Source organism: Tenacibaculum sp. IB213877, from assembly GCF_034043975.1.
Classification (GTDB): Bacteria; Bacteroidota; Bacteroidia; order Flavobacteriales; family Flavobacteriaceae; genus Polaribacter.
Genome location: NZ_JAXCHH010000006.1, coordinates 159,736 through 184,101, shown reverse-complemented (window position 1 = coordinate 184,101; position 24,366 = coordinate 159,736). Strand labels below are relative to the sequence as shown.

The window sequence follows — 24,366 nt, the reverse complement described above, 5'->3', positions numbered from 1 at the left end:
ATATGAATATAGAACAAATTTATACAGGTTGTTTGGCTCAAGGTGCATATTATGTTGAAAGTAACGGAGAAGTAGCTATTATTGATCCGTTACGTGAAGTGCAGCCATATATTGATAGAGCAGCTAAAGAGGGTGCAACCATCAAATACATTTTTGAAACTCACTTTCATGCAGATTTTGTAAGCGGTCACGTAACATTAGCAGAAAAAACAGGAGCTAAAATTATATACGGTCCCACTGCAAAAACCGGTTTTGACGCTCATATAGCTAAAGATGGTGAAGTTTTTAAATTAGGAGATATAACCATTACTGCTCTACATACTCCAGGACATACAATGGAAAGTACCACATACCTTTTAAAAGATAAAAATGATAAAGATCATGCTATTTTTAGTGGAGATACATTATTTTTAGGAGATGTTGGTCGTCCAGATTTAGCCCAAAAAGGAGATGTTACACAAGATGATTTAGCAGGTTTTTTATACGATAGTTTACGCACTAAAATAATGCCATTAGCCGATGATGTTATTGTTTATCCTGCTCATGGAGCTGGTTCAGCATGTGGTAAAAATCTAAGTAAGGAAACTGTGGGTACTATAGGAGAGCAAAAGAAAACAAACTATGCACTTCGTAAAAACATGACCAAAGAAGAGTTTGTTAAAGAAGTTACTGATGGGTTGTTACCACCACCAGAGTATTTTCCTTTAAATGTTAAATTAAATAAAGAAGGATATACTTCTATCGATAAAGTATTAGAAAAAGGAACTCAGGAATTATCTGTAGAAGATTTTGAGCGTATAGCAAATGATAACGATGCTTTAATTATAGATGTGCGCCATCAATCAGAATTTATAAAAGGATTTATTCCACAGTCAATTTTTATTGGTTTAGGCGGGACCTTTGCACCATGGGTTGGGGCTTTAGTAAAAGATATTAATCAACCTATTCTATTAGTAATTCCAGAGGGAAAAGAAGAAGAAACAGTAACACGTTTATCAAGAGTTGGTTTTGATAATGTTTTAGGATATTTAAAAGGAAGTTTTGAATCTTGGAAAAAAGCAGGAAAAGAAATAGATACTTTGCGTTCTGTTTCTGCTAAAGATTTAGAAGAAGCAATTAATAATAATAAACCAGTTTTTGATGCACGTAGACCAGGAGAATACGCCAGTGAACATATTGTAGATGCTAAAAGCACTCCGTTAGATTATTTAAACGATCATATAAAAGAATTTCCTACGGATAAAGATTTCTACATTCACTGTGCAGGAGGATACCGTTCCGTAATTGCAGCATCAATTTTAAAAGCCAGAGGGTTTCACAATGTAATTGACGTTGCTGGAGGTTATGGAGCAATTAAAAACACAGAAATAAACAGGACAGTACCTGTATGTCCATCAACCTTAAAATAACTAATTATGAAATTAAAATTTTTAATTCCGGTTTTAATGGTGTTTTTTATTTCATGCAAACAAACATCTAAAGAAATAGTAAATATTACTGTAAGTGATCTTAAAACTGAATTAGCAGAAAACAACATTCAGTTGTTAGATGTTCGCACTCCAGAAGAGTGGGAGCAAGGAACTATAGATGGTGCTTTAAAAGTAAATTATTATGATGATAATTTTGTAAGTGATGCTACTTCGCAACTTTCTAAAGACAAACCAGTGTATGTTTATTGTAAATCTGGAGGGAGAAGCCTTCAAGCATCAGAAAAATTGTTAAATGAAGGCTATAAAGTGTATAATGTGTTGGGTGGTTACAACCATTGGAAAGAAGAAAATAGTAAATAATGAAAGCAGAATTTTACATAGAAAACCTTAAGTGTGGTGGTTGTGCGTCAACCATTAAAAAAGGAATGTTAGATTTAGATGGAGTAACAGAAACAATGGTTGATGTTGAAAACTCGTTAGTTTCTGTAGAAGTAAGTCAAGATATTTCTGAAGAAATAAAAGAAAAATTATCAAAGTTAGGCTACCCAGTGGTGGGAGATAAAAACACGGTGCTGCATAAAGCAAAATCGTTTGTGAGTTGCGCTGTTGGTAGAGTAACTAAAGAAGAATAAAAAAATCCCGAGTAGTAAACTCGGGATTTTTTGTTATTAGATTAGAGTTTAATTTTCTCAATGGCTAATAAATAAGATACGATAACTCCTAATAAGAATAGTGTAATTATTGTTTTCTCCTTTTTTTGTAAAATAATTCTAGTTTAGTCATTTTTGAACTTTTTTATTTCTTTAGTTGCTTTAAACTCTTTTATTTTGTTGTCTTTATAGTACAAAATAAATTGTCCTTCATCTTTTTGTTTTGTATAAAAATCTAATTTAAAAATCTTATTTTTCACAATATTTCTTCCTAAATCTTGGACTAGATTTTTCACAAATCTTGTATGAAATGACCTTTTAGATAAGCCTGTCAAAGTATTATTAGGTTCTATATACAAGTGATCAAAGTTTTTATAATCTTGTATTGTATATTTTAAAAATAAATCTTCTCCCTTCAAATCTTCTAGTCTAATTATTTTAGTACTATATGCTGAAAAAGCAGTATTATAAGTAGCGAATTGTGCTCTGTGCCTTGTATTATTTTTAATGTCAATCAAAGAAAAATTATTGAAATCTAAAACTCCATTTTTTTTTAAATCCTCAACCTTAACAACAAGTTGTATTTGATAAAAAGTATCAGCTGTTTCTTTACTTTTTCCAAAAAGAAGACAATTACAATCAAAATAATTTTTACCAATATCTGCACTTTTCAAAGTTATTTTGTAATTATCATTCCAGTCAATTTTACTTAAATCTACAGTGGAAGCACAAGAACTAAAAAGTAAGGTAAATAATAATAATTTTATATAATTCATAGTTTTTTTTAATTAATACAAACAATTAAAGACTACGGTTTTGTTTTAAAGAACTATAGTCACCGACAGCGAATTTATCGTTTTTGAATGTAAGTATCAAACTAAATTTAGTACATAAAAAAAGCCTCGCTACCAAAACTTTGGTAGCGAGGTTTTTCTTTTTCTAGCATTTTCCCATTTAAAATTTAAAAGTAGCTCCTACTAAAAAGTTAATTCCGGCTTGTCTGTATAAATACGGAGTTGTTCCCCACATATATCCGTTAGAGCTATATTCTTCATCAAAAATATTATTTACTAATCCAGATAAAATAAGTTCTTTAAATACTTTTTTAGAATGAATTGAATAGTTGATGTTTAAATCATTTACAAAATAACTATCTAACTTAGATGCTGACATTTCAATATTGGTCATAAATTGAGACCCAACATATTTTGAAAGGAATGTTACATTTAAGTTTTCTGTTGGACTCACAACAATAGCATTACCAGCAACTATATTTGGTGAATAAGAAATATCTGTATCACCTAAATCGGTAACAATCGTTCCATCAGTTTCTTTAAAATCAATGTTTTTATTTTGGCTTAAAGTAATGTTGGGTCTAATTTGTAAATAATCATTTATAGTAATAGCAGCGTCCACTTCCAAACCTAAACGATAGCTCTCTCCAACATTTGCTCTTATAGGAGAACCTACATCATCAATTTCACCGGTTAATGCTAACTGATCGGTATAAAACATATAATAAACATTGGTGTTTATTTTAAGTTTAGATGTATTTAATCGCCATCCTAATTCTAAATCGTCTAATTTTTCAGGTCTCGGATTTCCGTTTTCATAATCAGTACGGTTAGGCTCTCTATGTGCTCTTGCATATGAAAAATATAAGCTGTTATAATCATTAACAATATAATTAATACCCGCCTTTGGATTGAAAAAATTAAAAGTATCATTTACAATATTTTCCTGAACTCCATTAGCTTTATAATTTACATTTCTGTTCTGAAGATCTGCAAATAAAGAGATTCGCTCATTCAATTTATAAGTGGCTTTTATAAACAAGTTATAATCTTCTTTATTTCCATAATCTGAGTAATATTGCTCTCGTAATTCACTATCAGAAGCATATCTTGCCCAAATTATTTCTCCAAAATGATCGCCTTCATATTTATTCCAAGCACCGCCTAAAAAGACATCCCATTCATTATCTTTATAATTTAAGTTATAAGTTATACCATAAAAATCATTGTCTAACCATTTTCTTCTGATAAGATCTGTAGTGTTAATGGTTTCTCCACCAATGGTGATAGGAGTTAAGTTATAGTCAGCAAAATCAGCTTCTTGTTTGTACTGCTCATAGAATCCACGACCGTACGTGTAATGCAAAGCTATATTTGAAGACCAGTTATTTGTGTACTTTTGATTCCAATGTAACTGATAATGATCTTGCTTGTAATTATCCACTTCGTTATCATAATAGCCAGTTACATTCCAGTCAGCATCGTATAAAGCTCCTGCTGAGTTAAAAGTTCTTCCGTAAGTATCAATTTCAAATTGAGTAGAACCGTTCCAAGACTGATACGTAATTTCATGCCCGCCAAAAGCCAAAGCTTTAATTAACGTGTTTTTATCAGTATAACTTCCTTGTAAAAAATATGACTTTAGGTCAGAAGAAGCTCTGTCTATATAACCATCAGAAGTTATTTTAGATAATCTTCCGGTAAACTTGATATGGTCATTCAATTTACCAGTTCCTGCTTTTACGGTATACTTTTGGGTATTAAACGAGCCTAAAGAAGTAGAAACTTCAGCAAAAGATTCATTAGAATCTGCATCTGTCAATACATTTAAGCTTGCTCCAAAGGCTCCTGCGCCATTGGTAGAAGTTCCCACACCACGTTGCAACTGAATACTTTGTGTAGAAGATGCAAAATCTGGCATATTTACCCAAAAGGTACCATGACTTTCAGAGTCATTGTAAGGAATACCGTTAATAGTAACATTTACACGAGTAGCATCTGAACCACGAACACGAATACCGGTATACCCTACACCAGCCCCAGCATCAGAAGTAGTAACTACCGACGGTAAATAATTCATTAAAATAGGAATGTCCTGCCCTAAATTACGTTTTGAAATTTCTTTTTTAGTTAGGTTAGAGTGAGTAACCGGAGCATCGGCACTAACACGAATAGCAGAAACTAATACTTCGTCCAATACATTTTCTTGAGAGGCTAATTGAATGGTTATAAAACCATTTTCAGTAGAAACTAATTTTTCCACAGAATCATAACCTACGTACGAAACTTTAAGTGTATGGCTACCTTTCGGAACTTCCAATTTAAAATTCCCTTCAAAATCAGTTGAAGTTCCTTTTTGAAGTTCAGAAATCATAATGGTAGCTCCTACCAAATGTTCTTGATTAGCATTAACTACCTTACCAGATAAAATGACGGATTGTGCTTGTGTAGATAAAGAGACAAACAATAGTAAAAAAGGTACTAAGATCTTCACTTTTTTACAGATTAAATTTACATTCATTTAAATAAATAAAATGAATAAAAAGAGGCAATTATTCGGTTGTTTTTTGAATAATTAATAGTTCGATAAATTAACGGTATTGCACGCTAACTTAACGTTCATTTCCCTAAACAGCATTACCTGTTCTAGGTTCATTGGGTATGATCTCAGCCTGAATTTAATTATGGATTACAAATTTTAAATTACGAATTATTAAAAACTTCAAATTCATAATTGTTCATTCATAATTCAATAAAGGCACCCCTTTAAGAGAACGGCGCAAATTTACAGCAATTTTTAAACTAACAATACTTAAATAGCAATAATATTTTTGATATTTTAGTAGTCGAAATATTAATAACTTATGAAAAAATCTTTTAAAACAAAGGTTAATAACTTATATGATTTTGACTTTGATATTGCTGAAATTGAGTCGTTGAATTATGTAAAAAACTCTTCTGAAAATTTTCATATTCTAGAGAATAATCAATCGTATAAAGCTGAAATTCTTCAAGCTGATTTTAATAAAAAAGCATACACTGTCCAGGTAAATGGTAATTCGTATACTATTAAAATTGCGAATGAATTAGATATGTTAATTAGTGAACTAGGTTTAGAAGCTACCTCAGCAAAAAAAGAAAACGATATTAAAGCACCAATGCCGGGGCTTATTGTTTCTGTAGATGTAGAAGTAGGTCAGGAAGTAGCTGAAGGAGACGGTATTTTAGTATTAGAAGCCATGAAAATGGAAAATACGTTAACCGCACCACGTGCTGGAGTTATCAAATCTATCGCTGTGCAATCGGGAGATAAAGTAGAGAAGAATACAGTGTTAATCGAAATGGAATAAAACCCTAACTGTCATTCCGCACTTGATGCGGAATCTCATTAAAATATAAAAACAGATTCTCGCCTGCGCGGGAATGACAATCTGAAAATGAAAAAAATATTAGTAGCAAATAGAGGAGAAATAGCATTACGAGTAATGCGTTCTGCTAAAAAAATGGGAATAAAAACGGTGGCAGTTTTTTCTGAAGCTGATAGAAATGCACCGCATGTAAAATTTGCGGATGAAGCAGTTTGTATTGGACCAGCACCGTCAAATCAATCGTATTTATTAGGCGATAAAATTATTGAAGTTGCGAAATCGTTATCGGTAGATGGTATTCATCCAGGATATGGATTTTTAAGTGAAAATGCAGCTTTTGGAGAAGCTGTGGCTAAAAGTGGTATCACGTTTATTGGTCCAAAATCATATGCAATCAAGGTAATGGGAAGTAAGTTAGCAGCAAAAGATGCAGTGAAAGCTTATAACATTCCAATGGTTCCTGGTATTGATGAAGCAGTTACTGATGTGGCATATGCAGCAAAAGTAGCTGATGAAATTGGATATCCAATTTTAATCAAAGCATCTGCTGGTGGAGGTGGAAAAGGAATGCGTGTAGTTTATAAAGCAGAAGAAATCAAAGAGCAGATGCAGCGTGCTATTTCAGAAGCTGAATCAGCTTTCGGTGACGGATCTGTATTTATTGAAAAATATGTGGGTTCACCACGTCATATTGAAATTCAGGTATTGGCAGATAGCCACGGAAATGTAATTCATTTATTTGAGCGTGAGTGTTCGGTACAAAGACGTCATCAAAAAGTAGTTGAAGAAGCTCCGTCAAGTGTTCTGACACCTGAAATCCGTGAAAAAATGGGAGAAGCAGCAGTAAGAGTTGCCAAAGCTTGCGATTATTTGGGTGCTGGAACTGTTGAGTTTTTGTTAGATGAAAACAAGAATTTCTATTTCTTAGAAATGAATACACGTTTACAAGTTGAACATCCGGTAACTGAATTAATTACAGGTGTTGATTTAGTAGAAGAGCAAATAAAAATTGCTAGAGGTGAAGCGTTATCATTTACGCAAGAGGACTTGAAAATTAAGGGTCACGCTTTAGAATTACGTGTGTATGCTGAAGATCCGTTAGACGGATTTACACCAAGTATAGGTATGTTAGAAACGTATCAACCACCAAAAGGAGAAAATATTAGAGTAGATGATGGTTTTGAAGAAGGAATGGAAATTCCTATTTATTATGACCCGATGATCTCAAAACTGATTACCTACGGAAAAACTCGTGAAGAAGCTATTGAATTAATGAAGCAAGCCATCAGCAATTATAAGGTAAAAGGAATAGAAACCACCTTACCTTTTGGTAAGTTTGTGTGTGAACATGAAGCGTTTACTTCAGGTGATTTTGATACACATTTCGTTAAGAAATATTATTCGCCAGAGATCTTAGAAACTACCTATAAAAAAGAAGCAGAAATAGCTGCTAAAGTTGCCTTGCAACACTATTTAAAAGAACAACAAATTTTAAAAACTTGTTAAGACATAATTTGCGTTAGGGATTGAAGCGGCATCCTTTTTTTGGTTTTTAAGAAATCGTCATTACGAGTGAAACGAAGTAATCTCATAAATTTAAGAGATTGCCACAGCAAATAATAATTTGTTTCGTAATGACTCAAAAAAAGATATAGCGTAAAGCCCGACCTAAAGGAACGCCCAAAAAGAATACACATGAAATCTAAAATAGAACAATTACAAGAGAAAATAGCAGAAGCCAAATTAGGTGGCGGACAAAAGCGTATTGATAAACATCATAGTAAAGGAAAATTAACTGCTCGTGAGCGTATTGATTATTTATTAGATGAAGGTTCGTTTGAAGAGGTAGGTATTTTAGTTACCCATCGTACTACCGATTTTGGAATGGATAAACAGAAGTTTTATGGTGATGGTGTGGTAACAGGTTACGGAACAGTGAACGGTCGTTTAGTGTATGTTTTTGCGCAAGATTTCACCGTTTTTGGAGGTTCTCTTTCAGAAACGCATGCGGAGAAGATCTGTAAGATCATGGATTTAGCCGTAAAAGTTGGGGCGCCGTTAATCGGATTGAATGATTCTGGTGGAGCACGTATTCAAGAAGGTGTTCGTTCGTTAGGTGGGTATGCTGATATTTTCTATAGAAATGTACAAGCATCTGGAGTTATTCCGCAAATATCAGCTATTATGGGGCCTTGTGCTGGTGGAGCGGTATATTCACCAGCAATGACAGATTTCACCATTATGGTTGAGAATTCGAGTTACATGTTTGTTACCGGACCCAATGTGGTTAAAACGGTTACCAATGAAGAAGTAACTTCAGAAGAATTAGGTGGTGCAAGTACGCACTCAACAAAATCGGGAGTTACCCATTTAACTGCAGCTAATGATGTTCAATGTTTAGAAGAAATCAAAACATTGTTGAGTTATATGCCACAGAACAATCAAGAAACAACACAAAAGTTACCATTTGAATTAGGAGATGAATTCCGTGAAGAATTAGCTTCGATTGTTCCTGATAATGCTAACAAACCTTATGATATGCGTGAGGTAATCAACGGAATAGCAGATGTTGATTCTTTCTTTGAAATTCATAAAGATTATGCAGATAATATTGTAGTTGGTTTTGCTCGTTTAGGAGGAAGAAGTGTAGGGATTGTAGCAAATCAACCAATGAGTTTAGCAGGTTGTTTAGATGTAAACAGTTCTAAAAAAGCAGCGCGTTTTACTCGTTTTTGCGATTGTTTTAATATTCCGTTATTAGTGTTGGTTGATGTACCTGGATTTTTACCGGGAACTGATCAGGAATGGAATGCTATTATTACCAACGGAGCAAAATTACTGTACGCGTTAAGTGAAGCTACGGTACCAAGAGTGAGTGTAATTACACGTAAAGCCTATGGTGGAGCCTATGATGTAATGAATTCAAAACATATTGGAGCTGATATGAACTTTGCGTGGCCATCTGCAGAAATTGCAGTAATGGGAGCAAAGGGAGCTAGTGAAATTATCTTTAAAAAGGAAATTGCCGAAGCAGAAGATCATGAAGCTAAATTAGCAGAGAAAGAAGCTGAGTATGCTGAGTTATTTGCCAATCCATATACAGCTGCTGAACGTGGATTTGTAGATGAGGTAATTTTACCACAAGAAACACGTAGAAAGTTAATCAAAGCTTTTGCAATGTTAGAGGGTAAAAAAGTAGAAAGACCGAATAGAAAACATGGAAATATTCCGTTATAAATTATGGGTACAACTAAAGGATTAGCCAATTGGCATAAGTTTGTAGAAACAAGAAATACATCCAGCTTAGGTGAATTTATTGATGATAATGCAGTTTTATATTCGCCGGTTGTTTGGACTCCTGTAGAAGGAAAGTTCATGGTTACAATGTATTTAATGGCAGCGGCTAAAATTATAGCGAATGATAATTTTAAATATGTTAGGGAGGTTGCCGATGATGAAAACGCTGTTTTAGAATTTGAAACCGAAATTGACGGGATAACAGTAGAAGGTGTTGATATGGTAAAGTTTACCGATGAAGGAAAGTTGAAAGAAATAAAAGTAATGATACGACCTTTAAAAGCGGTACATATTGTGCATCAAAAAATGGGAGAATATTTAGAAAAAATGAAATAAATTCTAAGAAAACTAGAATTAAAAGATAAAAAATAGTTAATGATAAAACACCATGGTTTCTTTAAAGTACACTTACCAATAAAAGATTATGATGGTAAGAATGAAGGTGATTTTGCTGAAATCATGATGGAAGAGTTTTACTTATTTTCTGAAGGAAAGTGGACTAAAGATTATGAAAGTGTCAATCCAAAAAAGGATGAGTTCGAGATAACCCTTTATCCTTCAATTGTATATGCAGCTAACAAATTAGGGTACTCGGAAAGTAAAAAGTTTCAGGTTATAAATGATTATATTGATAATTCATTTGTTAATTTATTGGAGTGTTTTAGTCCATTGTATAAGTGTACTAGCTATATAGAATACCACTTATATTACTATTCAGGTGAAAAAGAAGATTTTTATAAACATATAAAGTATCAAATACTTTCAATAGTTAAGAACAGAAAACTTAAAAATAAAGATAATTTTGATTATGAAAATTTAGAATTAACAATAAATGATTGGCTAGAAATGAAAAAAGAAGTAAAAGAAAATAAGTATAACACAAATATAAAGAGTGCAAAAAATGTATATGTAAATAACAACAGTAAAATTAAGACTCAAGCTTATACAACTGAAAGGAAAAATAAAACGGGTTTCTATTCTATTCTTCTAGCTATATTGGGAATTATTATAGCTATTATAGTTGGTTGGAAAGAAATACTTAACTTTTTTAATATTTAAACTTTTTACGGCTTTCCTTTTTTTCGGAAAGCTGTTTTTTTGCGTCTAATCTTTTTTGGCGTTGCAGTTTACTTGGTTTAGTTGCTTTTCTAACTTTAGGTTTTTTGAGTCCTTGTTTTAAGATTTCAAAAAAACGTTGAGTAACCAATTCTTTATTTTTGTGTTGCGAACGACTTTCTTGACTGGTTAAAATCAATACGTTTTCTTTGGTAAGTCGGTTGCGCAAGTTTTTAATTAATAGAGATTTTTCTTCTTCTGATAATTCTTGAGAATCATCAATAGAAAAAGATAATTCAACTTTTGAAGATACTTTATTTACATGTTGCCCACCCGCACCTGAGCTTCTAACAGCTTTAAATTGTAATTCGTTATAAAGTTGTTCGGTATTCATTATTCAATAGGGAAATCAGGAGTATTTTGATGCAAAAAATGCATATCTAAATCAATTAACGTATCCGAATACGAGTATAAATTTTCTTTCTCAGCAATTAATTTATCAATGACTCCAACTGCTTTTTTTAATCGAGTTTCCTTATCGCCTTTTAATAAAACATAAGGTCTGTTGTATTTTTTCAAAGCATTTTCAAACGCATTGAACATCTCTAAACGTTGCTCGGGTCTGTCACGTAAATCATCGGCTTCCCAAGGAGTATCTATGTAGGTTAAAAAGTAAATGTCGTAACTATTCCCAATGGCAGCTTCGTCTAACAACGGATCTACAAATCCGCCATAATATTCTTCAGAATATACTTTGGTTTCTAGCAAATCGGTATCACAAATAAGTAACTTGTCTGCTTTTTTAGCCAATTGATTTTCCAATCGCATTTGTCCTTCAGCAATCGGAATCAAATCTTTTTGCTCACAGGTTTTACGTTCGTTATTCCATTTGTCTTGCAAATATTCACGGGCATATTCAGGAGCCCATACAGTATGGTAATGACGAGCTAACTGACCAGAAAGTGTTGTTTTTCCAGTGCTTTCAGGCCCAAATAAAACTACCTTTACAAGGTTGATGGGTTGTTGTTTAAGTGTTTTTTCCATGCTAAATATCCAGCTACTGCTATAAAGGTAAAGATTAAATATTGAAAACTCGTAAAGGTAAAACCTTTGTAAAAATACAATGGAACCGAAATGATGTCACCAATAATCCAGTAAATCCAGTTTTCTATTTTTCGTTTTGCCATCAACCACATTCCTACAAAGAAAATGGCGGTGGTAACGGTATCTACATAAGCCGTCCAACTCGTCCACTTATCAAAAAACGTATATACTAAATACACAAAAACAAGGGTTGCTATAAAAATGAAAACACTTTGTTTTTTTTCTTTGTATGTAGTTTCAGAAATGGGTGTTACATGCGTTGCATCTACTTTTCGAGTCCAAATATACCAACCATATACACTCATGATAAAATAGTAACCATTGATCATCATATCGCCCAACAATTCCCATTTTAAAAGTAGATACACAAAAATGGCGGTGCTAATCATTCCCGTAGGGAAAACCCAAATTTTATTTTGTTTTGAATACCAAACTGATAAAAAACCAAAGATTACCGCTATAATTTCCAGCCAAATATCTAACGTTTCATATTCGGCATATTGACCGAAGAAAAAATCAAAAAGTTGGTTCATAATCGCTACGATCAGATTTTACAATTTTCATGTATAAAAGTCCTCTGTCAATCAATTCAAAAGCTTCTTTTATTTCGGTAGTTAAAAGCTGCATTACTTTATCATAATCACCGTACACTTGAGTACTCAACGGATTTTCGAGCACAGTTAAACCTGAAGCTCGTAATTTTTTAATAAAGTTGATGATGGGTTCTTCAAATTCGTTTTGAAGTGGAGTTAAGGTTAGTTCTACGGAGATTTTCATAGTTTTTTTGAATTGAAAAGAAACAAAGTTACAAAGATTAATAATGTCATTCCTGCGCAGGCAGGAATCTTTTAATAAGGAAATAGATTTTATGATATTAGCTTACGCTGAAATTATGTTTCTATCTAAGCGGGAATGATAATTATATTTTTAAAAAGCATACACACAGGTAAATCCATCCATTTCTAAGAAGTGTACATTATATGCTGATGTTTCTCCTGCGTATCGAATTTCACCAGTAGTTTTCTCGTCTTCAAAAGAAAAATCTTCAATATATATGTCGTGTAAAAACAGCAATTTTTTCTTTCCGTAGATTTTGTATAAACTTTCTTTTGCACCCCAAACAATAGTTAATTTACTAACCAATGCATCATGGTTGGCAATAGATTTATATTCTTCTATAGGAGTGAATTTATGAGCAATTTTTACAATTTTATCACGTTGCTTTTCAATGTCAATTCCTACCGGTTTTTCATCAGAAACTATTAAAGCAGAAAAGATGAACGAGTGTGTGATAGAAATGTATTTTCCGTTTTTTAAATGTGGTTTTCCGTACTCGTCATACCAAAGATCATCATCAGAATATCCTACTTCCTTAAGTAAATGACGCACACTTAAAAAGCCTCTTCTGTGTATTTCTGACTTCATAGAATTTACTCTATCAGTGCTATTTTGGGTAAGTAAAATTCCGTCAGACAATTCATCAAAAGATTCTTCAATCTTCCAAATCAATGCTTTAGTGTTATCGTTTACCGTTAATGTTTTGTAAAGAGGCATATATTAAAAAGTTATTCCGTAATTTTGCAATTCTAAAAATAGAATTAAATATACAAAAAATATGAGCACAAAAACAGCTGCATACGTTCCTTACAAAGTTAAAGATATTTCTTTAGCAGACTGGGGAAGAAAAGAAATTGAGTTGGCAGAAGCAGAAATGCCAGGGTTAATGAGTTTACGTGAAGAGTACAAAGATGAGCAACCTTTAAAAGGAGCACGCATTGCTGGATGTTTACACATGACCATTCAAACAGCGGTTTTAATTGAAACATTAGTGGCTTTAGGTGCTGAGGTTACCTGGAGTTCTTGTAATATTTTCTCTACGCAAGATCAAGCTGCTGCGGCAATTGCTGCTGCTGGAGTTCCTGTGTATGCTTGGAAAGGTATGAATGAAGAAGAATTTGATTGGTGTATTGAACAAACGTTGTTTTTTGGTGAAGATAGAAAGCCATTAAACATGATTTTAGATGATGGTGGAGATTTAACCAATATGGTGTTAGATAAATATCCAGAGTTAGCACCGGGAGTTAAAGGTATTTCTGAAGAAACTACCACAGGGGTTCACCGTTTATATGAAAGAGTTAAGAATGGTACATTACCAATGCCGGCAATCAATATTAATGATTCGGTTACCAAATCTAAATTTGATAACAAATACGGATGTCGTGAATCTGCAGTAGATGCTATTCGTCGTGCAACAGATGTAATGTTAGCAGGTAAAAGAGTAGTAGTCTGTGGTTATGGAGATGTTGGTAAAGGTACTGCTGCTTCTTTTAAAGGAGCGGGTTCTATTGTAACTGTTACTGAAATTGATCCTATTTGTGCTTTACAAGCGGCAATGGACGGTTTTGAAGTGAAGAAATTAGAAACTGTTGTGGGTAATGCTGATATCGTAATTACTACTACAGGTAACAAAGATATCGTTCGTGCAGAGCATTTCGAAGCGATGAAAGATAAAACTATCGTATGTAACATCGGTCACTTTGATAATGAAATTCAAATGGCTTGGTTAAATGACAACCACGGAGCGTCTAAAGTAGAAATTAAACCTCAAGTTGATAAATACACTGTGAACGGTAAGGATATTATCATTTTAGCAGAAGGACGTTTAGTAAACTTAGGATGTGCAACTGGTCACCCAAGTTTTGTAATGTCTAACTCATTTACCAATCAAACCTTAGCGCAAATTGAGTTATGGAAAGATGGTGATAAATATGAAAACAAAGTATATATGTTGCCAAAGCATTTAGATGAAAAAGTAGCGAAATTACACTTAGCTAAGATTGGTGTTGAGTTAACAGAACTTAACAAAGAGCAAGCTGAATATATTGGTGTAACGGTTGAAGGGCCATTTAAGCCTGAATATTACAGATACTAATCTTAAGAGTTAAGACTCATAGAGTCAAGAATCAAGATAAAGCCCTTACTATAAATTGTGAGGGTTTTTTTATATTTATAAGTATAATCAGTTTGTTATGTTAAACACAATAATTAATATCATTCTTGTACTAATTTTACTTTATACAAGTTACTTATTATGGAAAATTGGAAAAAAAAGGAAAGTTAATGGCTTATTATTTAAAATGATTTCATTGTTCATTTTAATTCATGTCGTGATTTTTCCAATTATTTACATTCTAATTATAAATAATGATCCAACTAGTATTGAAATTGACAATAAGATTCTTTCTCTTGAAAAAGAAGCTAAATTGAAAGGTTTAGAGTCAGAGTATAATATAAAAGATATAGAATATCAGGAATTTATTATAGAGGACATATTAAAATCTGAAACTGAATTATTAATAGAGAGCAATATTTATTGGTCTGATAATAATGAGACTTTTGATGAAGATGAGCCTGATAATTTTATAATAACTAAGAATAGCACATTGTATTTTTATGAGAAATATAGAGAAGCCCCAAAAGATCCTTATGGAAGGTTTATAGTTATCAATCCCAAAAATGAAGATTATAAAAAAATCGAATTGAAAAGTGGGTTTAATGTAAAAGCAATAGATATATTGAGGAAAAAGCTAGAAGAGCTAAAGCTATTAAAAAAGCAAAGGTTTACTCAATTAAATATTATCAATTCTAACAAATTTTGGAGTTATAAAGAAGTCCTTCCATATACTATTAATATATTATTTACAGATAGCTTTAAACCGAATAATAGAACTTCACAAATAGTTCATTTTCTCCATAATATTATAGTGCTAGTTTTTTTATTAAGTTTAATAGTTAGTTTGTTACAGAGTTATATTACTAAAGACGTTAAAATTACAAGTGTTGAAGAGAGACTTGATAGAATCGAAAAATTGCTTAACAAAGAAAAATAAAAAATCCCGCAACGTAGTTGAGGGATTTTTTTATTTACTATTATTTTGAATTTTATAAACTCAAAGTGTTCAATAATTCTACTAATTTAGGACTTGATGGTCTTGGAGCATTTGCATCTACAATTTTTCCTTCAGCATCTAGTAAAATAAAACGTGGAATTCCGCTTACTTTATAAGCATCAACAAATGTTTTATCGTCTCCTGCATACAGTTGAGTTCCTCCTAAATTCTTTGCTTCAACCATTTCTTTCCATTCAAAATAATCTTCTTGACTGTCTAAAGAAATACTAACAAACTCAATATTTTTATCATGAAACTGCTCTTCAACTTTTTGTAAAAACGGAATTTCATTTTTACATGGTTGGCACCAAGTAGCCCATAGATCTATATACACATATTTACCTTTTAAATCATCTAAAGAAGTTTCTCCTCCTTTAAAATTTTCATAATTAGCAAATTTTGGAGAGTCATTTCCTTTTGCTAATACAGTAGCTATATAATTCGTTTCTTCATATTTTCTGTCTACAAATTTTTGTAAACCTTCAATATTTCTTTTTTGAGCACTTACAAAAGCAGTATCTAAAGAACTTCCAGTCAAACGGCTGTTAAAATCAGTTACAAAAGCATCTATTTTACTTTTAAATTCTTCTTTAGGTAAAGTAAACATTGTTTGATCTTTAAAAAATGCTTCTTGGTTTAAAGCAGATTTTGCTAAAAAGTTACTTTCCTCAGCACCTTTACCAGTAAAGGTAATACTTTCATCAAATTCTTTAGCGTTTAAAGACATATTGATGTTGTCACCATTCTCTAAATAAACAGTAGCATATTCTTTTCCGTCAAAGACAGAGAAAAATCCGTTTTCAACCTTCATGGTGTCTTTAAAAGCACCGGTTTCGTCTAATTTAATTACTTTTTTGAATCCAACTTGGGGATTAGAAACTACTAATGAATCAGAGTTTTGATTGGTAACTTTACCCGAAAAAGTTACGTAGTCATTTTTTTTACAAGAAACAATTGCAAGGGTAAAAATTGATAAATAAACAAGTTTTTTCATTATATACTTTTTTGTTGGGAATGGTAAAAATACATTAAAAATTGACATAGAAAATTAAATAAAACGTTAATTACAATGAATTTTCCTGAATGTGTTTACTTTTTCTATGGATACTTTTTCACCATCTATTTCATATTCGTTTTTGGCTTTAGGAAAAAGTAAGGCAATAATTCTATTGATAATTATAAGCAGAGGAATGCAAAAAATAATGACTAATAGAAACAATAAAACCTTAGAGAAAAAGTGACCTTCATCAAATTGCTCTTCTTTGTCATAACAATAAGCAACAAAACAATGTTTGATGCCATCAATAGGTTTAAAGGTAAAATCAACAATACCTTCTAAAATTGCCCAATACGCACTTGGATTTCCGTTTTCATTGTGCATAAAATATCCAATTCTTGCAGATATGGTATTATCTGGATTACCTCTGGCTAGTGTGTTTCCTAATTGGTCTAATGAAACTAAAACGTTCATAAACCAACTGGTTTTACGCTCTATACTTTTTTCACTAATTAATTGGCAGTAATTGTGTTTATCCATTGTTTTAGCTTAACCAACCTTCTCTATCTAAACTTCTGTACTGAATTGCTTCTGCAATATGATTCGGTTCAATGTTTTTTGAACTGTCTAAATCAGCAATAGTACGAGATACTTTTAAAATTCTATCGTATGCACGTGCTGATAAATTGAGTTTTTCCATAGCATTTTTTAATAAATTCTTGCTTTCTTCGGATAGTTTGCAAAACTTCCGTATTTGTTTAACGTTCATTTGCGCATTATAATGTGTGTTCTCGTACTCTTGAAATCTTTCCGATTGTAATTCTCGAGCTTCAGTAACTCGTTTTCTAATATCTACACTATTCTCTCCTTTTCTTTCTTCGGAAAGTTTTTCAAAAGGAACCGGAGTTACTTCAATATGAATATCGATACGATCTAACAACGGCCCCGATATTTTACTTAAATACCGTTGCATTTCGGCAGGAGATGAGGTAACCGGACTATTTCCATCGTTAAAATATCCTGACGGACTCGGATTCATGCTCGCCACCAACATAAAACTACTCGGATAGTTTACCGTGAATCGTGCTCTTGAAATTGTAACTTCTCGGTCTTCCAACGGTTGACGCATCACTTCTAAAACCGTTCTTTTAAACTCTGGGAGTTCGTCTAAAAACAATACGCCATTATGAGCTAACGAAATTTCTCCAGGTTGCGGATATTGTCCGCCACCAACTAATGCGACATCCGAAATTGTATGATGAGGTGAACGGAAAGGACGTTGATACATTAATCCAGAATTTTTCACTTTACCAACTACTGAATGAATTTTGGTAGTTTCTAAAGCTTCATGTAAGGTCATAGGAGGCAGGATTGAGGGTAAGCGTTTTGCTAACATGGTTTTTCCTGCTCCTGGTGGACCAATTAAAATAATATTATGTCCGCCGGCAGCAGCAATTTCCATGCAACGCTTAATGCTTTCTTGCCCTTTTACATCGGCAAAATCATGTTCTGGAAAATCTATGTTTTTATAAAATTCAGCACGAGTATCTACAATAGTAGGTTCTAGTATCTCTTTTCCATTAAAATGATTAATGACTTGCAGAATATTATCTACTCCATACACATTTACATCATTTACTATAGCTGCTTCTTTTGCATTTTCTTTAGGAAGGATGAAATTTTTAAAACCTTCTTCTCGAGCTTTAATAGCTATGGGTAATGCACCTTTTATGGGTTGTAAGCTTCCATCGAGAGAAAGTTCTCCCATAATAATGTAGTCTTCAATGTTTTCTGATTGTATTTGATTGGAAGCAGCAAGAATTCCGATTGCTAAGGTTAAATCATACGCGGCGCCTTCTTTTCTGATATCAGCAGGCGCCATATTTATAATGATTTTTTTCCCGGGAAGTTTATAATTATTATTAGCAAGTGCAGCGGAAATTCGATAAGAACTTTCTCTTACAGCATTATCGGGTAACCCTACTAAATGATATCCAATACCTTTATCAATATTTACTTCAACGGTAATTGTAGTTGCTTCTACTCCAAAAACTGCAGATCCATAGACTTTTACCAACATACTTTTTCTTTTGGTTAAAGATATAAATATGTATTTAATAAACAATAAGTCTTTTGAATGGTATATGTGTTGATAAAATTAAACTATGTTAACAAATGTTTAAAAAATTGAATCAAATAATGAGATTATGTAAAAATATGTATATATTTGGGTAAATTGTATTAATTTTCAAAACGTCCCCCGCGCTATGAAAGACACGCTATTTATTCTAGTGCAGCGATTGCTGTCTAGAAATAAAATCTCGTACGATAAAAACGAGTTATCATTTCAAATTCAGAGTCATCCTTCTTACCCAAGTTTACATGCGGTAACAGGAGTTTTAGATCATTTTAATCTAGAAAATGTTGCTGCAGAAGTACCAGTAAATTCTGAGACCTTAGAACAATTGCCCAATTGTTTTTTGGCACAAATAATTACCGATAAGGGTAATGATTTGGTGGTAGTTGAAAGACTAAAGAAAGCTACACAATACAAGGTTTTTTTAGCTAATAAAAAAGAAGAAATTTTTACTGAAGAAGAATTTCTAAAAAAATTTACAGGTATTATTGTTGCTGTTGAGAAGACAGAAGAAAGTGCAGTAACTTCTATCAATAGAAGCACTAAAAATATTGTTTTTTTAGGGGTAGTTTTGGTAGCGTTATCTGCTTTCTTGGTCAAAGTAGATATTACTTGGCATTCTTTGATTCATTTAACTTTATCTGTATTAGGAATTTTTATCAGTTATAGTATTTTAAAACAAGAGCAGGGGCAAGAAACGGCTATCGGAAACGCTTTTTGTTCAGGAAATACTGAAAAGAAAGATTGTGACGCTGTATTAAGTTCAAAAGGAGCAGAAATTATAAAAGGTCATAAACTAAGTGATTTAAGTTTAGTGTTTTTTTCTGGGCTTTTTCTATCTAGCTTGTTTTTATTGCCTCATTTCCAAGAGCCCTACTTAATAAGCTTATTGGCGTTACCTATAACCATTTATTCAATTTACTATCAGTATGCAGTGGTTAAGAAATGGTGTTTGTTATGTCTGTCTATCGTAGGAGTGTTATGGTTGCAGGCAATCATATCTATACCTTATTTTGATTTTTCATTTACTACAATTGTTAATTATCAACCTTGGGCAATACTAGTGATTGGTTTTACATCGGTTTACTTAGTATGGAGTTATTTAAAGCCAATGTTTACGGATTTAAATCTCCTTAAAAAGGATAAAATTGAGTTTGTTAAATTTAAAAGAAACTTCAATTTATTTAATAGTTTACTTCAAAAATCACCAAAATTAAACACGAAACTTTTCACTAAACAAAAGGAGATTGTTTTAGGGAATACAGAGTCAAATTTAGAAATTGTTATAGTTACCAATCCTTTTTGTGGGCATTGTAAACCCGTGCATAAAATGGTGAATGCTCTTATGGAAAAATATCAAGATAAGGTAAAAGTCGTTCTTCGATTTAATGTTCCTCTGAATGATCATGAATCAAAAGGAGTTGTAGTAACAACTAAATTGCTTGAAATATACAATACTAAAGGAATATCAAATTGTTTAGAGGCTATGGATGAGATTTACGGTAATATTGGTTATGATGAATGGTTAAGTAAATGGGGAGTAACTGAAAATAAAAATATTTATATAGAAACAGTAAAAGCTCAAAAAGAGTGGTGTACTGAAAATGCTATTAATTTTACCCCAGAAATATTAATTAATGGTAAATCTTTTCCAAAGGAATATAATAGAGAAGATTTATTATTTTTTATTGAAGATTTAGAAGAAAACTGTTGTAATGAAACAGTAAATGTATCATTTATAGAATAAAATAGTAATGCCCCAAATGGGGCATTACGTTTTTTGAACATATTCTCTCGCGAAGAATAGACACAAACGGTGAGTGTCTTAAAATGTTCGCCGCAAAAGTAACTTTAAAATTTTAATTATGAAAACACAAATTTTAAACTTAGGAAAGGCTTTGAATAAAGATGAGCAAAAGCAAGTTAAAGGAAGTGGTCGACCACGCTACATTTGTAATGAAAATGGGCCTATAGTAGTATGTACATACCCTAAAGTTTGTACGCTTGGGTCTAACGGTTGGTATTGTAGCTAAAAACTGAATTTTAAAATTTTTCTCGCAAAGAATAGACACATACCTTGAATGTCTTAAAATAATCAAGGATTTACACTATTTTAAATCTTATTTATTATGAAAAAAACAAATTTCAAACTTAGGAAAGGCTTTAAATAAAGCTGAACAAAAATTGGTTAATGGAGGCAGACATGGATATTGTGGTTCAATCTACTGTTCATCTGACCTCGACTGTGAAATAGTTGATGGATTTTGTACCCCAGCAGGGTTGTGTTTGTATTTGTCGAGTATTGAGGATTGTGATTAAAAAAAGAAAAAATGAAAAAAAGAATTTTAAATCTGGGGTTGCTTTTAAATAAAACTGATCAAAAATTAGTTAATGGAGGAATTCCAGTAGCATTTTGTGAGGCTGATGGAAGTTGTCCGCAAGGGTATTATTGTGAAGGTTATTTTTGTCATAAGGAAGATTCTGGAGGTTCAGGTGGAGGTAACCCAGGAGGAGGATGTGTTCCGGATAGATTTTGTGTAGATGAGTTCGATACATGTTGTATAGGATAATAAATACAAAAAATATTTCGCGGAGAATAGACATAAACCTTGAGTGTCTTTAAATGATCAAGGGTTTAATAATTTTAAATCTTAATTAAAATGAAAAAATCAATTTTAAACTTAGGAAAGACGTTGAACAAAGATGAGCAAAAGCTAATAAATGGAGGAGTACCTCCAAAACGTTGTGATTTACCAGATCATACTCCGTGTCCAGGAGGAGGGTGGTGTTGGAAAGGAATTTGTGGTCCTGTAAACCCTAATTAAGAGCTATAAAAAGAAGTAGGAAGTCTTTCTTTATAATGTTATTAATATAAAAACTAATAATTATGAAAACACAAATTTTAAGCTTAGGAAAAGCTTTAAATAGAACTGAACAAAAGCTAATAAATGGTGGTGGACCATTATCATTTTGTGCTGCTGACGGAAGTTGTCCAGAAGGTTATTATTGTGAAGGTTATGTTTGTCTAGAAGATAATTCAGGAGGCTCAGGAGGTACAGGTGGAGGTAATCCAGGAGGATGTGTTCCAGATAGATTTTGTGTAGACGAGTTTGATACATGTTGTATTGGTTAATTTAATTTTAAAATATTAAAAATGAAAAATTCAATTTTAAGCTTAGGAAAATCTTTAAATAAATTAGAGCAACAATTAATAAAAGGAACTGGAGCTGGATTTTGTTGTGAATGGTGTCCTGATGGTAGTTGTTTAGACTGGGTAAGTTCACCAAGAGAACAATGTCCCATTTCAGCTGGATGTTAGTTTAATTATTACATAGACTCCTGTAAAACAGGAGTCTTAAATTCTTAAAAAAGATTGAAAAAATTCCCTCATTACAAACAAACTGAAGCTAAAGATTGTGGGCCTACCTGTATTAAAATTTTAGCAAAATATTACGGTAGAACCATAAACACACAACAATTAAGAAATTTAAGTGAAACGACTCGTGAAGGTAGTAGTTTGCTTGGTTTAAGTGAAGCAGTAGAGTCCATTGGTTTTAAATCCTTAGGGATTAAGTTAGCTTATAATAAGTTATTAGAAGCACCATTGCCTTGTGTAGTTCACTGGAATAAAAACCACTACGTTGTAGTGTATAAAATTAAGAATGATACCGTGTATATATCCGATCCTGCTCATGGTTTAATAACTTTTACCAAGGATGAATTTATTCAGCATTGGATTGGTAATAATGCAGATGAAAACACAGAAGAAGGTATAGCTTTGTTAATTGAGCCAACCCCAAGATTTTATAGCGAAGAATTTGAAGAAGATGAAAAATTTGGTTTTTCATTTATTTTTAAATACTTGATTAAGTATAAAAAATTCATTGTTCAACTTGCTGTAGGTTTACTAGCAGGAAGTTTACTACAATTAATTCTGCCTTTTTTAACGCAAAGTGTGGTTGATGTTGGTATCAAAAACCAAGATATCAATTTTGTGTATTTGATTTTATTTGCTCAGTTGTTTTTGTTTATAGGAAAAGCGTCATTAGAAATTATTAGAAGCTGGATTCTACTTCATTTAAGTACTAGAATCAATATTTCATTAATATCGGATTTTTTCATCAAGTTAATGAAGTTGCCTATTTCCTATTTTGATGTAAGGATGACGGGGGATTTACTGCAAAGAATTAATGATCATAAAAGGATAGAAAGAATTTTAACCACATCGTCATTAACTGTTCTTTTTTCTCTTTTTAATTTGATCATTTTCAGTTTGGTGTTGGGATATTACAGTTTACAGATTTTTGGAGTTTTTGTGTTAGGAAGCTTACTTTATTTTGGATGGGTATTGTTTTTTTTCAAGAAAAGAAAAGAGCTTGATTACAAACGTTTTTCGCAAGTAAGCCAGGAACAAAGTAAGGTAATTGAACTTATTAATGGGATGCAAGAAATTAAATTACATAATGCAGAAAAAAGAATGCGTTGGAATTGGGAGTATGTACAAGCTCGATTATTTAAGATTGCTACCAAAAGTTTAGCGTTAGAACAAACACAAAGTGTAGGCTCTAATTTTATCAATGAACTTAAAAATATGTTTATTACCATTTTATCAGCAAAATTGGTAATTGATGGCGAAATTACATTGGGTATGATGATGGCAATTACTTACATTGTTGGACAACTGAATTCGCCAATTACTCAGCTAATTAGTTTTATGAGAGATGTTCAAGATGCTCAAATTTCTTTAGATAGGTTAGGAGAGATACATAATATGGAAGATGAGGAAAAACCAGGAGATGAAAAAGTAACCAACATTCCGGAAGATGCATCTATCAGAATTCAAAATATTTCCTTTCGTTATACAGGTGGTTTAGAGCCTGTTTTAAAAGATTTATCATTAGAAATTCCAGCTAATAAGACTACTGCTATCGTTGGGGTGAGTGGAAGTGGAAAATCTACTTTAATGAAGTTATTGCTTGGTTTTTACAAGGTTGATAAAGGAGAGGTTTTAATCAATAATTTCAATTTGAAAAGTATTTCACAAAAAGTTTGGAGAGATCACTGTGGAGTAGTGATGCAAGAAGGATATATTTTTAATGATACTATAGCGAAAAATATTGCAGTTGGAGAAGATTATGTAGATAAAGAAAAGCTAGCGCATGCAATTCATGTAGCCAATATTTCTGATTATATTGATGGATTACCACTCGGTTACAATACTAAAATTGGATCTGAAGGGTCTGGATTAAGTACAGGTCAAAAACAGCGATTGCTAATTGCTAGATCAGTGTATAAGAATCCAAAATTCTTGTTTTTTGATGAAGCAACATCAGCTTTAGATGCTAACAATGAAAAGGTAATTATGGAAAAGCTGAATACATTTTTCAAAAATAAAACAGCCGTGGTAATTGCACATCGATTAAGTACTGTAAAAAATGCACATCAAATAGTGGTGTTAGATAAAGGAAAAATTATAGAAAAAGGAAACCATGAAGAGTTGATTGCTTTAAAAGGAAATTACTTCCATTTGGTAAAAAATCAACTGGATTTAGGTAAATAAAATGTCAGGTTGAGCGCAGTCGA

27 protein-coding genes are annotated in these 24,366 nt (G+C 32.2%); 17 read left to right on the top strand and 10 right to left on the bottom strand.

Annotated elements, in window-relative coordinates; translation table 11 throughout:
- The first annotated feature begins 2 nt into the window (after window positions 1-2).
- The 3 genes from SLH33_RS08495 to SLH33_RS08485 are packed head-to-tail and all read left to right on the top strand — an operon-like array spanning window position 3 to window position 2,062.
- Entirely contained in the window at window positions 3-1,409 is a 1,407-nt protein-coding gene (locus SLH33_RS08495; protein ID WP_320418657.1) for an MBL fold metallo-hydrolase, read from the top strand.
- Between the two features lie 6 nt (window positions 1,410-1,415).
- Window positions 1,416-1,790: a rhodanese-like domain-containing protein gene (locus SLH33_RS08490; RefSeq protein ID WP_320418656.1), complete on the top strand. Its 375-nt coding sequence runs from the start codon at window positions 1,416-1,418 to the stop codon at window positions 1,788-1,790.
- Window positions 1,790-2,062 (top strand): heavy-metal-associated domain-containing protein, encoded by a 273-nt coding sequence (locus SLH33_RS08485; protein WP_320418655.1) that lies wholly within the window; start codon window positions 1,790-1,792, stop codon window positions 2,060-2,062. Before SLH33_RS08490 ends, SLH33_RS08485 begins: the two co-directional genes overlap by 1 nt.
- A 143-nt stretch (window positions 2,063-2,205) precedes the next feature.
- Here SLH33_RS08485 and SLH33_RS08480 read toward each other — a convergent pair whose 3' ends face one another.
- Window positions 2,206-2,856, bottom strand: a complete 651-nt coding sequence (locus SLH33_RS08480) for a hypothetical protein (protein ID WP_320418654.1) — start codon at window positions 2,854-2,856, stop codon at window positions 2,206-2,208.
- A 178-nt stretch (window positions 2,857-3,034) separates the two neighbouring features.
- Window positions 3,035-5,368: a TonB-dependent receptor gene (locus SLH33_RS08475; RefSeq protein ID WP_320418653.1), complete on the bottom strand. Its 2,334-nt coding sequence runs from the start codon at window positions 5,366-5,368 to the stop codon at window positions 3,035-3,037.
- 370 nt (window positions 5,369-5,738) lie between these two features.
- Here SLH33_RS08475 and SLH33_RS08470 point away from each other — a divergent pair, with 370 nt between their 5' ends.
- The 5 genes from SLH33_RS08470 (at window position 5,739) to SLH33_RS08450 (ending at window position 10,598) form a co-directional block, all read left to right on the top strand.
- Window positions 5,739-6,224, top strand: a complete 486-nt coding sequence (locus SLH33_RS08470; RefSeq protein WP_320418652.1) for an acetyl-CoA carboxylase biotin carboxyl carrier protein subunit — start codon at window positions 5,739-5,741, stop codon at window positions 6,222-6,224.
- Window positions 6,225-6,311: 87 nt separating this feature from the next.
- Complete coding sequence (gene accC, locus SLH33_RS08465) at window positions 6,312-7,748, top strand: acetyl-CoA carboxylase biotin carboxylase subunit (RefSeq protein ID WP_320418651.1); 1,437 nt, start codon at window positions 6,312-6,314, stop codon at window positions 7,746-7,748.
- A 189-nt stretch (window positions 7,749-7,937) separates the two neighbouring features.
- Window positions 7,938-9,479, top strand: coding sequence for an acyl-CoA carboxylase subunit beta (locus SLH33_RS08460; RefSeq protein ID WP_320418650.1), 1,542 nt, complete (start codon window positions 7,938-7,940; stop codon window positions 9,477-9,479).
- Window positions 9,480-9,482: 3 nt separating this feature from the next.
- On the top strand, window positions 9,483-9,875 hold the full coding sequence (locus tag SLH33_RS08455; protein WP_320418649.1) for a hypothetical protein: 393 nt from the start codon (window positions 9,483-9,485) through the stop codon (window positions 9,873-9,875).
- A gap of 39 nt (window positions 9,876-9,914) precedes the next feature.
- On the top strand, window positions 9,915-10,598 hold the full coding sequence (locus SLH33_RS08450) for a hypothetical protein (protein WP_320418648.1): 684 nt from the start codon (window positions 9,915-9,917) through the stop codon (window positions 10,596-10,598).
- Here SLH33_RS08450 and arfB read toward each other — a convergent pair.
- The 5 genes from arfB to SLH33_RS08425 form a co-directional block, all read right to left on the bottom strand.
- Complete coding sequence (arfB, locus tag SLH33_RS08445; RefSeq protein ID WP_320418647.1) at window positions 10,588-10,989, bottom strand: alternative ribosome rescue aminoacyl-tRNA hydrolase ArfB; 402 nt, start codon at window positions 10,987-10,989, stop codon at window positions 10,588-10,590. The genes SLH33_RS08450 and arfB overlap by 11 nt on opposite strands.
- Entirely contained in the window at window positions 10,989-11,639 is a 651-nt protein-coding gene (locus SLH33_RS08440) for an ATP-binding protein (protein ID WP_320418646.1), read from the bottom strand. The genes arfB and SLH33_RS08440 overlap by 1 nt, the downstream gene beginning before the upstream one ends.
- Window positions 11,600-12,232, bottom strand: coding sequence for a nicotinamide riboside transporter PnuC (gene pnuC / locus SLH33_RS08435; protein ID WP_320418645.1), 633 nt, complete (start codon window positions 12,230-12,232; stop codon window positions 11,600-11,602). The genes SLH33_RS08440 and pnuC overlap by 40 nt, the downstream gene beginning before the upstream one ends.
- On the bottom strand, window positions 12,216-12,476 hold the full coding sequence (locus SLH33_RS08430; protein ID WP_320418644.1) for a thiamine-binding protein: 261 nt from the start codon (window positions 12,474-12,476) through the stop codon (window positions 12,216-12,218). Before SLH33_RS08430 ends, pnuC begins: the two co-directional genes overlap by 17 nt.
- 150 nt (window positions 12,477-12,626) lie before the next feature.
- Complete coding sequence (locus SLH33_RS08425) at window positions 12,627-13,253, bottom strand: 4'-phosphopantetheinyl transferase family protein (protein ID WP_320418643.1); 627 nt, start codon at window positions 13,251-13,253, stop codon at window positions 12,627-12,629.
- 61 nt (window positions 13,254-13,314) lie between these two features.
- Between SLH33_RS08425 and ahcY the strand changes: the two genes are divergently transcribed.
- Both ahcY and SLH33_RS08415 read left to right on the top strand, forming a co-directional pair.
- A complete protein-coding gene (gene ahcY / locus SLH33_RS08420; protein WP_320418642.1) occupies window positions 13,315-14,631 on the top strand; it encodes an adenosylhomocysteinase in 1,317 nt (438 codons plus the stop codon).
- 97 nt (window positions 14,632-14,728) lie between these two features.
- Window positions 14,729-15,589 carry a hypothetical protein gene (locus tag SLH33_RS08415; RefSeq protein ID WP_320418641.1) on the top strand — a complete coding sequence of 287 codons (861 nt, stop codon included), beginning with the start codon at window positions 14,729-14,731 and terminating at the stop codon, window positions 15,587-15,589.
- A gap of 52 nt (window positions 15,590-15,641) precedes the next feature.
- Here SLH33_RS08415 and SLH33_RS08410 read toward each other — a convergent pair whose 3' ends face one another.
- From SLH33_RS08410 to SLH33_RS08400, 3 genes are all read right to left on the bottom strand, one after another.
- A complete protein-coding gene (locus SLH33_RS08410; protein WP_320418640.1) occupies window positions 15,642-16,643 on the bottom strand; it encodes a TlpA disulfide reductase family protein in 1,002 nt (333 codons plus the stop codon).
- Window positions 16,644-16,709: 66 nt separating this feature from the next.
- The gene (locus SLH33_RS08405; RefSeq protein WP_320418639.1) at window positions 16,710-17,186 is read right to left on the bottom strand and encodes a hypothetical protein; all 477 of its coding nucleotides are present in this window, start codon (window positions 17,184-17,186) and stop codon (window positions 16,710-16,712) included.
- Between the two features lie 4 nt (window positions 17,187-17,190).
- A complete protein-coding gene (locus tag SLH33_RS08400) occupies window positions 17,191-18,726 on the bottom strand; it encodes a YifB family Mg chelatase-like AAA ATPase (RefSeq protein ID WP_320418638.1) in 1,536 nt (511 codons plus the stop codon).
- A gap of 187 nt (window positions 18,727-18,913) precedes the next feature.
- Between SLH33_RS08400 and SLH33_RS08395 the strand changes: the two genes are divergently transcribed.
- The 7 genes from SLH33_RS08395 (at window position 18,914) to SLH33_RS08365 (ending at window position 24,343) form a co-directional block, all read left to right on the top strand.
- The gene (locus tag SLH33_RS08395) at window positions 18,914-20,530 is read left to right on the top strand and encodes a vitamin K epoxide reductase family protein (RefSeq protein ID WP_320418637.1); all 1,617 of its coding nucleotides are present in this window, start codon (window positions 18,914-18,916) and stop codon (window positions 20,528-20,530) included.
- Window positions 20,531-20,648: 118 nt separating this feature from the next.
- The gene (locus SLH33_RS08390; RefSeq protein ID WP_320418636.1) at window positions 20,649-20,816 is read left to right on the top strand and encodes a hypothetical protein; all 168 of its coding nucleotides are present in this window, start codon (window positions 20,649-20,651) and stop codon (window positions 20,814-20,816) included.
- A 297-nt stretch (window positions 20,817-21,113) separates the two neighbouring features.
- The gene (locus SLH33_RS08385; protein WP_320418635.1) at window positions 21,114-21,353 is read left to right on the top strand and encodes a hypothetical protein; all 240 of its coding nucleotides are present in this window, start codon (window positions 21,114-21,116) and stop codon (window positions 21,351-21,353) included.
- Between the two features lie 90 nt (window positions 21,354-21,443).
- On the top strand, window positions 21,444-21,608 hold the full coding sequence (locus SLH33_RS08380) for a hypothetical protein (RefSeq protein ID WP_320418634.1): 165 nt from the start codon (window positions 21,444-21,446) through the stop codon (window positions 21,606-21,608).
- 62 nt (window positions 21,609-21,670) lie between these two features.
- Window positions 21,671-21,916 (top strand): hypothetical protein, encoded by a 246-nt coding sequence (locus tag SLH33_RS08375; protein WP_320418633.1) that lies wholly within the window; start codon window positions 21,671-21,673, stop codon window positions 21,914-21,916.
- 21 nt (window positions 21,917-21,937) lie between these two features.
- The gene (locus SLH33_RS08370; protein ID WP_320418632.1) at window positions 21,938-22,102 is read left to right on the top strand and encodes a hypothetical protein; all 165 of its coding nucleotides are present in this window, start codon (window positions 21,938-21,940) and stop codon (window positions 22,100-22,102) included.
- 54 nt (window positions 22,103-22,156) lie between these two features.
- Window positions 22,157-24,343, top strand: coding sequence for a peptidase domain-containing ABC transporter (locus tag SLH33_RS08365; RefSeq protein ID WP_320418631.1), 2,187 nt, complete (start codon window positions 22,157-22,159; stop codon window positions 24,341-24,343).
- Window positions 24,344-24,366: the final 23 nt, after the last annotated feature.

What these genes read in the sequence shown, in the direction of transcription:
- SLH33_RS08495 (WP_320418657.1), top strand. Translation starts at nt 3, where the DNA reads ATGAATATAGAACAAATTTATACAGGTTGTTTGGCTCAAGGTGCATAT.
- SLH33_RS08490 (WP_320418656.1), top strand. Translation starts at nt 1,416, where the DNA reads ATGAAATTAAAATTTTTAATTCCGGTTTTAATGGTGTTTTTTATTTCA.
- SLH33_RS08485 (WP_320418655.1), top strand. Translation starts at nt 1,790, where the DNA reads ATGAAAGCAGAATTTTACATAGAAAACCTTAAGTGTGGTGGTTGTGCG.
- SLH33_RS08480 (WP_320418654.1), bottom strand. Translation starts at nt 2,856, where the DNA reads ATGAATTATATAAAATTATTATTATTTACCTTACTTTTTAGTTCTTGT.
- SLH33_RS08470 (WP_320418652.1), top strand. Translation starts at nt 5,739, where the DNA reads ATGAAAAAATCTTTTAAAACAAAGGTTAATAACTTATATGATTTTGAC.
- accC (WP_320418651.1), top strand. Translation starts at nt 6,312, where the DNA reads ATGAAAAAAATATTAGTAGCAAATAGAGGAGAAATAGCATTACGAGTA.
- SLH33_RS08460 (WP_320418650.1), top strand. Translation starts at nt 7,938, where the DNA reads ATGAAATCTAAAATAGAACAATTACAAGAGAAAATAGCAGAAGCCAAA.
- SLH33_RS08455 (WP_320418649.1), top strand. Translation starts at nt 9,483, where the DNA reads ATGGGTACAACTAAAGGATTAGCCAATTGGCATAAGTTTGTAGAAACA.
- SLH33_RS08450 (WP_320418648.1), top strand. Translation starts at nt 9,915, where the DNA reads ATGATAAAACACCATGGTTTCTTTAAAGTACACTTACCAATAAAAGAT.
- arfB (WP_320418647.1), bottom strand. Translation starts at nt 10,989, where the DNA reads ATGAATACCGAACAACTTTATAACGAATTACAATTTAAAGCTGTTAGA.
- SLH33_RS08440 (WP_320418646.1), bottom strand. Translation starts at nt 11,639, where the DNA reads ATGGAAAAAACACTTAAACAACAACCCATCAACCTTGTAAAGGTAGTT.
- pnuC (WP_320418645.1), bottom strand. Translation starts at nt 12,232, where the DNA reads ATGAACCAACTTTTTGATTTTTTCTTCGGTCAATATGCCGAATATGAA.
- SLH33_RS08430 (WP_320418644.1), bottom strand. Translation starts at nt 12,476, where the DNA reads ATGAAAATCTCCGTAGAACTAACCTTAACTCCACTTCAAAACGAATTT.
- SLH33_RS08425 (WP_320418643.1), bottom strand. Translation starts at nt 13,253, where the DNA reads ATGCCTCTTTACAAAACATTAACGGTAAACGATAACACTAAAGCATTG.
- ahcY (WP_320418642.1), top strand. Translation starts at nt 13,315, where the DNA reads ATGAGCACAAAAACAGCTGCATACGTTCCTTACAAAGTTAAAGATATT.
- SLH33_RS08415 (WP_320418641.1), top strand. Translation starts at nt 14,729, where the DNA reads ATGTTAAACACAATAATTAATATCATTCTTGTACTAATTTTACTTTAT.
- SLH33_RS08410 (WP_320418640.1), bottom strand. Translation starts at nt 16,643, where the DNA reads ATGAAAAAACTTGTTTATTTATCAATTTTTACCCTTGCAATTGTTTCT.
- SLH33_RS08405 (WP_320418639.1), bottom strand. Translation starts at nt 17,186, where the DNA reads ATGGATAAACACAATTACTGCCAATTAATTAGTGAAAAAAGTATAGAG.
- SLH33_RS08400 (WP_320418638.1), bottom strand. Translation starts at nt 18,726, where the DNA reads ATGTTGGTAAAAGTCTATGGATCTGCAGTTTTTGGAGTAGAAGCAACT.
- SLH33_RS08395 (WP_320418637.1), top strand. Translation starts at nt 18,914, where the DNA reads ATGAAAGACACGCTATTTATTCTAGTGCAGCGATTGCTGTCTAGAAAT.
- SLH33_RS08390 (WP_320418636.1), top strand. Translation starts at nt 20,649, where the DNA reads ATGAAAACACAAATTTTAAACTTAGGAAAGGCTTTGAATAAAGATGAG.
- SLH33_RS08385 (WP_320418635.1), top strand. Translation starts at nt 21,114, where the DNA reads ATGAAAAAAAGAATTTTAAATCTGGGGTTGCTTTTAAATAAAACTGAT.
- SLH33_RS08380 (WP_320418634.1), top strand. Translation starts at nt 21,444, where the DNA reads ATGAAAAAATCAATTTTAAACTTAGGAAAGACGTTGAACAAAGATGAG.
- SLH33_RS08375 (WP_320418633.1), top strand. Translation starts at nt 21,671, where the DNA reads ATGAAAACACAAATTTTAAGCTTAGGAAAAGCTTTAAATAGAACTGAA.
- SLH33_RS08370 (WP_320418632.1), top strand. Translation starts at nt 21,938, where the DNA reads ATGAAAAATTCAATTTTAAGCTTAGGAAAATCTTTAAATAAATTAGAG.